The 6,530-nt window shown below is 42.6% G+C and carries 8 protein-coding genes; 7 read left to right on the forward strand and 1 reads right to left on the reverse strand.

The window, feature by feature from the left end; translation table 11 throughout:
* Nucleotides 1-134 precede the first annotated feature (134 nt).
* Nucleotides 135-785 carry an HAD family hydrolase gene (locus SE27_RS03570; RefSeq protein ID WP_039620925.1) on the forward strand — a complete coding sequence of 217 codons (651 nt, stop codon included), beginning with the start codon at nucleotides 135-137 and terminating at the stop codon, nucleotides 783-785.
* Between the two features lie 174 nt (nucleotides 786-959).
* Nucleotides 960-1,202: a DUF2789 domain-containing protein gene (locus SE27_RS03575; protein WP_081406869.1), complete on the forward strand. Its 243-nt coding sequence runs from the start codon at nucleotides 960-962 to the stop codon at nucleotides 1,200-1,202.
* Nucleotides 1,203-1,257: 55 nt separating this feature from the next.
* Here the strand turns inward: SE27_RS03575 and SE27_RS03580 are convergent, their stop codons facing one another.
* Nucleotides 1,258-2,115 (reverse strand): LysR family transcriptional regulator, encoded by an 858-nt coding sequence (locus SE27_RS03580; protein ID WP_039620929.1) that lies wholly within the window; start codon nucleotides 2,113-2,115, stop codon nucleotides 1,258-1,260.
* A 206-nt stretch (nucleotides 2,116-2,321) separates the two neighbouring features.
* Here SE27_RS03580 and SE27_RS03585 point away from each other — a divergent pair, with 206 nt between their 5' ends.
* The 5 genes from SE27_RS03585 to leuB all read left to right on the forward strand — a co-directional run.
* Complete coding sequence (locus tag SE27_RS03585) at nucleotides 2,322-2,510, forward strand: hypothetical protein (RefSeq protein ID WP_039623786.1); 189 nt, start codon at nucleotides 2,322-2,324, stop codon at nucleotides 2,508-2,510.
* 204 nt (nucleotides 2,511-2,714) lie between these two features.
* Nucleotides 2,715-4,148: a 3-isopropylmalate dehydratase large subunit gene (leuC, locus tag SE27_RS03590; RefSeq protein WP_039620931.1), complete on the forward strand. Its 1,434-nt coding sequence runs from the start codon at nucleotides 2,715-2,717 to the stop codon at nucleotides 4,146-4,148.
* A gap of 19 nt (nucleotides 4,149-4,167) precedes the next feature.
* Nucleotides 4,168-4,818, forward strand: coding sequence for a 3-isopropylmalate dehydratase small subunit (gene leuD / locus SE27_RS03595; RefSeq protein WP_039620933.1), 651 nt, complete (start codon nucleotides 4,168-4,170; stop codon nucleotides 4,816-4,818).
* A gap of 103 nt (nucleotides 4,819-4,921) precedes the next feature.
* Nucleotides 4,922-5,506 carry a hypothetical protein gene (locus tag SE27_RS03600; RefSeq protein ID WP_039620934.1) on the forward strand — a complete coding sequence of 195 codons (585 nt, stop codon included), beginning with the start codon at nucleotides 4,922-4,924 and terminating at the stop codon, nucleotides 5,504-5,506.
* Between the two features lie 25 nt (nucleotides 5,507-5,531).
* Nucleotides 5,532-6,530: 3-isopropylmalate dehydrogenase (leuB, locus tag SE27_RS03605; RefSeq protein ID WP_455549958.1), on the forward strand; the 999-nt coding region annotated here is incomplete at its 3' end.

Consider the following 6,530-nt stretch of genomic DNA (forward strand, 5'->3'; position numbering starts at 1 on the left):
GTTGTTTCTTTCTCCACGTTGAAAAAAAGCACAGCTTAAAGGTTAAAATTGCTATGATCTTAACGAATTTCTATCGACTAGCGGAGATAGATTTACAAATTTTTTCTTAAATTTCAGTTTTTACGAGTATTTTCATGAAATTGGCTTTATTTGACCTCGATCACACCTTATTAAACACCGATTCAGATTATTCATGGGGTGAGTTCTTAGTCAACCAAGGTTTGGTCGATCCAGTTCGTCACCGTCAAATGAATGACCAGTTTTATGCGGACTATAAAGCTGGTCAACTCGATCCGATTGCCTATAACGAGTTTGTGTTTGAATTCTTAACTCAGCATGAGCCGGATTATTTAACCGAATTACATGAACTGTTCATGCAAAAAATCATTCGTCCGCAAATGCGTCCAGCCGGTTTTAAAGCCATTGCACAGCATCAAGCGGCCGGACATGAATTGGTGGGGATTACTGCGACTTCTGATTTTATTACGGCGCCAATTTTCCGTGAATTTGGTATCACTGAAATTATTGCCACCAATGCGGAAATGCAAGCAGGGCGATATACCGGTAAAGTGATTAACACCGCATGTTACCAACAAGGTAAATTGATCCGCTTAGAACAATGGTTGGCAGGTCGTGAGGTGAGTGAATCGTGGGCCTATTCCGATTCAATCAATGATCGTTTTTTACTGGAATATGCCGATCACGCCATTGCGGTGAGTCCGGATGAGCGTTTAGCACAATTGGCTGAGCAACAAAACTGGGCACTTGAGGATTGGTCTCTTTAAGCTAGGGTGGCGATATTTTTCTGCTGAATCATACTGTTGAGTATCAATCTGTCGATTATTCTGGTTATGAAACATCTTGTTGGTGTATTTAGACTGAAAAATACCACAATACTTTGAAAGCTGCTGAAGAATGGTATGCTGATATAAGAATGAATAATCAACGGAGTGTAAATCATGAGTAATGTCAGACCTAGAATGACCCACCTTTTTCAACAACTTGGCTTACAAGACAGTGAAGAGGCGATTGCCCAGTTTATTGCCACTCATCAACTCAGTCGTGGTACGCAAATTAGTGACGCTGATTTTTGGACTGACTCACAACGTCAGTTTTTAGCAGAAAAATTAAAATCGGATGGTGAATGGGCCATTGTGGTTGATCAGCTAAATGAAGTGCTGCATAACAATATTCACGACTAGCCGGTTAAATTTCACCTTTTTCTAGTGCAGATCAAGGTGAAATTTAATTTAGTAATCAGGTCATCATTTTAATCAATTCTAATACCGCTTTGGATTGCGTGCGCGCCGGATGCCACACCATGCCCAATTGACGGTGCATCTCAAAAGGAATATCCAATTGTTGTAAGTCTGGATTGAGCAAAGTCTTCGGCAACACGGACCAGCCCAAACCAATAGAGGCCAACATACGAATCGATTCTAGTGGGTTGTTGCTCATCGTGATTTTAGGCTTTAAACCCCGTTTTTCAAATTCTGCCAAAGTAATTTGACTGGTATAGGTCTGTGCAGCGGGCAATAGGCTGGGATATTGGATTAAATCCTCGAGCTGTAAATTGTGCTGATTGGCCAGCGGATGAAAAGGGGCGGCCACAAACACTAAAGGATCATCCCAAAGCGTCACATAATTAAGGCGATCTTCCCCGTGTGGTGGCAGAGTTAAAAAAGCTAGCTCTAAATCACCGGCCAGTACCTTTTCATGTGCTTGTTCAGAATCGACAAAATGTACATCTAAGGTCACATTCGGAAAGGTCTGTACATAATGCCGCAAATGGCTCGGAAGATGATGCAAACCAATATGATGACTGGTACCAATCTTTAATTTACCTTGCACCTGTGTTTGTTCGTGACTTAAGGTGTGGTGAATATCACCAAGTTCATTGAGCCAATTTTTGACTTTGGGTAACAACGAATGCGCAGCATGCGTGGCTTTGACCCCACGACCAGAAGATTCAAACAATTTGACGCCAAAATATTCCTCTAAACTGTGAATACGTTTGGTCACGGCCGGTTGGGTAATAAACAGTAAATCTGCGGCCAAGGAAATAGAGCCGGTTTCCATGACTTTGGTAAATGCTTCAAAAGCAGCAAGATTCATAAAGATGATCTGGTTATGAGATATTAAATAAATTATAAAATATTTTTATACAAAAAGGGAAGCTCAGCATTAAAAACAGCATAAATGATGTTCTTAGAAATCATAAATCATGATAGAAATAATAAGTGATGCAGGCGGATTAATAGTTCCTTTAAATAAAGGATATTTCTTGCCGTTCACTTAAAACTTTAAACAGGATGTTCACCATGAGTACCAAACAAATTAAACACTTGCTTGACCTTTTTGAGCAAGCAGTCGAGCGTCGTACAGAGGTTTATCAACTGGCCGATGATGAGAATGATGAAAATCAAGCTGCTGCCGATTGCAGTGCGGCCAAAGCAGAATTAATCAAAGCGATTGAGAGTTGTATCTTACAGCAATCCACCTCGGATTAAATCTGTGTGCAGCATACCTCTGCTTCCACTGCTGATGACCTTGCAACATGACTTCATGAAATGAATAAGAGAATGCGGTCTTTATGCCTCAAATTCATTCCAAAAAGTTTTCAAACAGATAAAAACGATAAATTAGATTTATATAAATAGATGGTTATAATTGAGGTTAATTAAAGCATGACCAGTTCTATGGAGCACGTCGACATGGCAGGCAATACTCAAAAAGCAAAGACTTTATATGACAAATTGTGGGACGATCATGTAGTCACACAGCGTGATGACGGTTCAGCTCTGCTTTATATCGATCGTCATTTATTACATGAAGTGACTTCGCCACAAGCGTTTGAGGGTTTGCAGCTTGCCGGACGTAAGCCTTGGCGTTTAAGTGCCAATGTGGCCACACCCGATCATAATGTGCCGACTTCAAAAGCAGAGCGTGATTTGGGCATTGCGGGTATTGAAGATGAAACTTCACGTATTCAAGTACAAACTTTAGATGACAACTGTGCCGCATTTAACATTGTTGAATTTAAAATTAATGATATTCGTCAAGGTATTGCGCATGTGGTTGGGCCAGAGCAAGGCTTAACCTTACCGGGCATGACGGTGGTGTGTGGTGACTCGCACACTGCTACCCATGGCGCATTTGGTTGTTTGGCACATGGGATTGGTACTTCTGAAGTTGAACATGTATTGGCAACGCAGTGCTTAGTACAAAAGAAAATGAAAAATATGTTGGTGCGTGTAGATGGTCAATTAGGCCAAGGCGTTACCTCAAAAGATGTGGTGTTGGCCATTATTGGTAAAATTGGAACGGCTGGCGGCAACGGCCATGCGATTGAATTTGGCGGTCAAGTGTTCCGTGATATGTCCATTGAAGGGCGTATGACGGTGTGTAATATGGCGATTGAAGCTGGCGCACGTGTCGGCATGGTTGCAGTCGATGACAAAACCATTGCCTATGTGAAAGGTCGTAACTACGCACCGAAAGCGCAGCAGTGGGATGCCGCGGTTGAATATTGGCATACCTTACATTCTGATGAAGGTGCGCATTTTGATAGCGTTGTGGTCTTAAATGGTGCCGAGATTGAACCACAAGTGTCTTGGGGAACTTCACCAGAGATGGTGATTGCGGTCTCTGAAACCGTACCGACCTTAGAACAAGCCAAAGATGATGTACAACGCAACGATTGGACACGCGCTTATCAATATATGAGCTTAAATGCAGGACAGTCCTTGGCCGATATTCCGTTGGATCGTGTTTTTATTGGTTCATGTACCAACTCACGAATTGAAGATATTCGTGCTGCGGCTGAAGTGATTAAAGGACGCAAAGTGGCCAGTTCGATCAAACAGGCCATGGTGGTGCCAGGTTCGGGTTTGGTGAAACAACAAGCTGAAGCAGAAGGTTTGGATCAAATTTTCTTGGCTGCTGGTTTTGAATGGCGTGAGCCGGGCTGTTCAATGTGTTTGGCGATGAATGCTGATAAGTTACAACCGGGCGAGCACTGTGCATCCACTTCAAACCGTAACTTTGAAGGGCGTCAGGGCAATGGAGGGCGTACCCATTTGGTGAGTCCAGCGATGGCTGCCGCTGCCGCGATTGCCGGTCACTTTGTTGATGTTCGTTCATTCTAATTAGGGCTAGGAGCAGATAATGAAAGCGTATACCGTAGAACAAGGTATTGTTGCACCCTTAGACCGTGCCAATGTCGATACCGATTTAATTATTCCAAAACAGTTTTTAAAATCGATTAAACGCAGTGGGTTTGGCGCCAATTTATTTGATGAATTGCGCTATTTGGATGAAGGCTATCCGGGACAAGACAATTCAGTGCGTCCGCTTAATCCTGATTTTATTTTAAATCAGCCGCGTTACCAAGGCGCATCGGTTTTATTGGCACGTGCCAACTTCGGTTGTGGCTCAAGCCGTGAACATGCGCCGTGGGCTTTAGAAGAATATGGTTTTCGCACCGTGATTGCACCAAGCTATGCCGATATTTTCTTTAATAACAGTTTTAAAAACGGCATGTTACCAGTGATTTTGGCTGAAAATATTATTGAGCAACTATTCCAAGAATGTGCTGCCGATGACGGTTATCAATTGACGATAGATTTGGCTGCACAAGAGGTGCGTACGCCAAGTGGTCAGACTTTTAGCTTTGACGTTGATCCATTTCGTAAACACTGTTTATTAAATGGCTTTGATGATATTGGATTAACTTTGCAAGCATCCGAGGATATTCATGCTTATGAAGCGAAAACCAAACAATCGCGTCCGTGGGTGTTCCAAGAAATTCACGGTTAATTGCTTGAATTCTCAGTCATAGTAGTATCTAAGCCCAACTCTTGATAATATCGAATCGGTAAATATTTCGTTGATTTAAATTGCTGAAGGTTGGGCGCTAACAATGACAAAAGTATATGGCCAGTTTGCAGTATTGGCTCTGATGGTCGCAGCGTTAAGTGCATGTCAAAGTATTGATACTGCGCGTATTAAGCAGATGCAAAAAACTGTATCAAGCCAATCGGATGCACAAATTTTTTGCAGTGGTACAGAGCAGTGCGAATTTGAGCGTTTAGGTGAAATTCCGATTGTCGATGCGCAAAGTCGTCGAGTTAGTGATGTGGCGATCAAGCAGAAAATTGTTCGTTTGCACAGCCGATCTTTAAACGATGCCAATCCTTTGTCTTTGTCAGTTCCTGCAGGACAGCATGAATTGGTGATCCGTTTTTATCCGATCTCCAAAGATCGTGCTGAAACCTTGCATGTGATTCACAAGTTTAATGCGCAAAAAAATTATACCTTTAAGATGTATCGTGATCGATCCAAGCAAAAAGGGAGTTTGTTGACTGTTTCAGCACCCGATCCACTGTGTGTTGATCTACAACAAGAACAAAAAACAATTCGACGTTTCTGCAAACCCTACAATGTGCTCAATGGCTTAGGTGAGTTTGTAGAACAAAAAAGATTAATCACCTCCTCAGTGAAATAACTGACTTTAAAAAATGGAATATCTCATGTCTAAACATATTTTGATTTTAGCCGGTGATGGCATCGGGCCTGAAATTGTAAAAGCTGCAGAACAGGTGCTGACGCGAATCAATGAAAAATTCAATTTAGGTTTGACGTGGGAAGCCGGTTTATTGGGCGGCGCGGCAATTGATGCGCATGGTACGCCTTATCCAGAACAAACAGCAGAACAAGCCCAAAGAGCCGATGCTATTTTACTGGGCGCAGTCGGCGGGCCAAAATGGGATAACATTGAACGCTCAATTCGACCAGAGCGTGGTTTGTTAAAAATTCGCAGTGAACTGAATTTATTTGCCAACTTACGTCCCGCGATTTTGTATCCACAATTGGCTGATGCCTCAAGTTTAAAACCAGAAATTGTATCGGGCCTCGATATTTTAATTGTACGTGAGTTAACCGGTGGTATTTATTTTGGTCAGCCGCGTGGTATTCGTGTATTGGAAAATGGCGAAAAGCAAGGTTATAACACTGACGTTTACTCAGAATCTGAAATCAAGCGTATTGCCAAAGTGGCCTTTGAGCTGGCCAGTTTGCGTGGCGGAAAAGTGTGTTCGGTGGATAAAGCCAATGTGCTTGAAGTGACCGAACTGTGGAAACAAACCGTGACTGCAATGCAACAAGCGGATTATCCAAATATTAACTTATCGCATATGTATGTCGATAATGCCGCGATGCAATTGGTGCGTGCGCCAAAACAGTTTGATGTGATTGTGACCTCAAACTTATTCGGCGATATTTTATCTGATGAAGCGGCGATGCTAACCGGTTCAATTGGCATGTTGCCTTCTGCTTCACTGGATGAAAATAGCAAAGGCATGTATGAGCCTTGTCATGGTTCAGCACCGGACATTGCAGGTCAAAACCTCGCAAATCCATTGGCAACGATTTTATCTGTGGCCATGATGCTGCGTTATACCTTCCGTGAAGAAGCGGCTGCACAAGCCATTGAAGCTGCTGTGGGGCAGGTCTTAGATCAAGGCTTTCGT

Origin of the sequence: Acinetobacter harbinensis (genome assembly GCF_000816495.1) — a bacterium.
GTDB lineage: Bacteria > Pseudomonadota > Gammaproteobacteria > Pseudomonadales > Moraxellaceae > Acinetobacter > Acinetobacter harbinensis.

Bases quoted from the DNA above. Each gene is read 5' to 3' on its own strand.
- SE27_RS03570 (WP_039620925.1), top strand. From the start codon at position 135: ATGAAATTGGCTTTATTTGACCTCGATCACACCTTATTAAACACCGAT.
- SE27_RS03575 (WP_081406869.1), top strand. From the start codon at position 960: ATGAGTAATGTCAGACCTAGAATGACCCACCTTTTTCAACAACTTGGC.
- SE27_RS03580 (WP_039620929.1), bottom strand. From the start codon at position 2,115: ATGAATCTTGCTGCTTTTGAAGCATTTACCAAAGTCATGGAAACCGGC.
- SE27_RS03585 (WP_039623786.1), top strand. From the start codon at position 2,322: ATGAGTACCAAACAAATTAAACACTTGCTTGACCTTTTTGAGCAAGCA.
- leuC (WP_039620931.1), top strand. From the start codon at position 2,715: ATGGCAGGCAATACTCAAAAAGCAAAGACTTTATATGACAAATTGTGG.
- leuD (WP_039620933.1), top strand. From the start codon at position 4,168: ATGAAAGCGTATACCGTAGAACAAGGTATTGTTGCACCCTTAGACCGT.
- SE27_RS03600 (WP_039620934.1), top strand. From the start codon at position 4,922: ATGACAAAAGTATATGGCCAGTTTGCAGTATTGGCTCTGATGGTCGCA.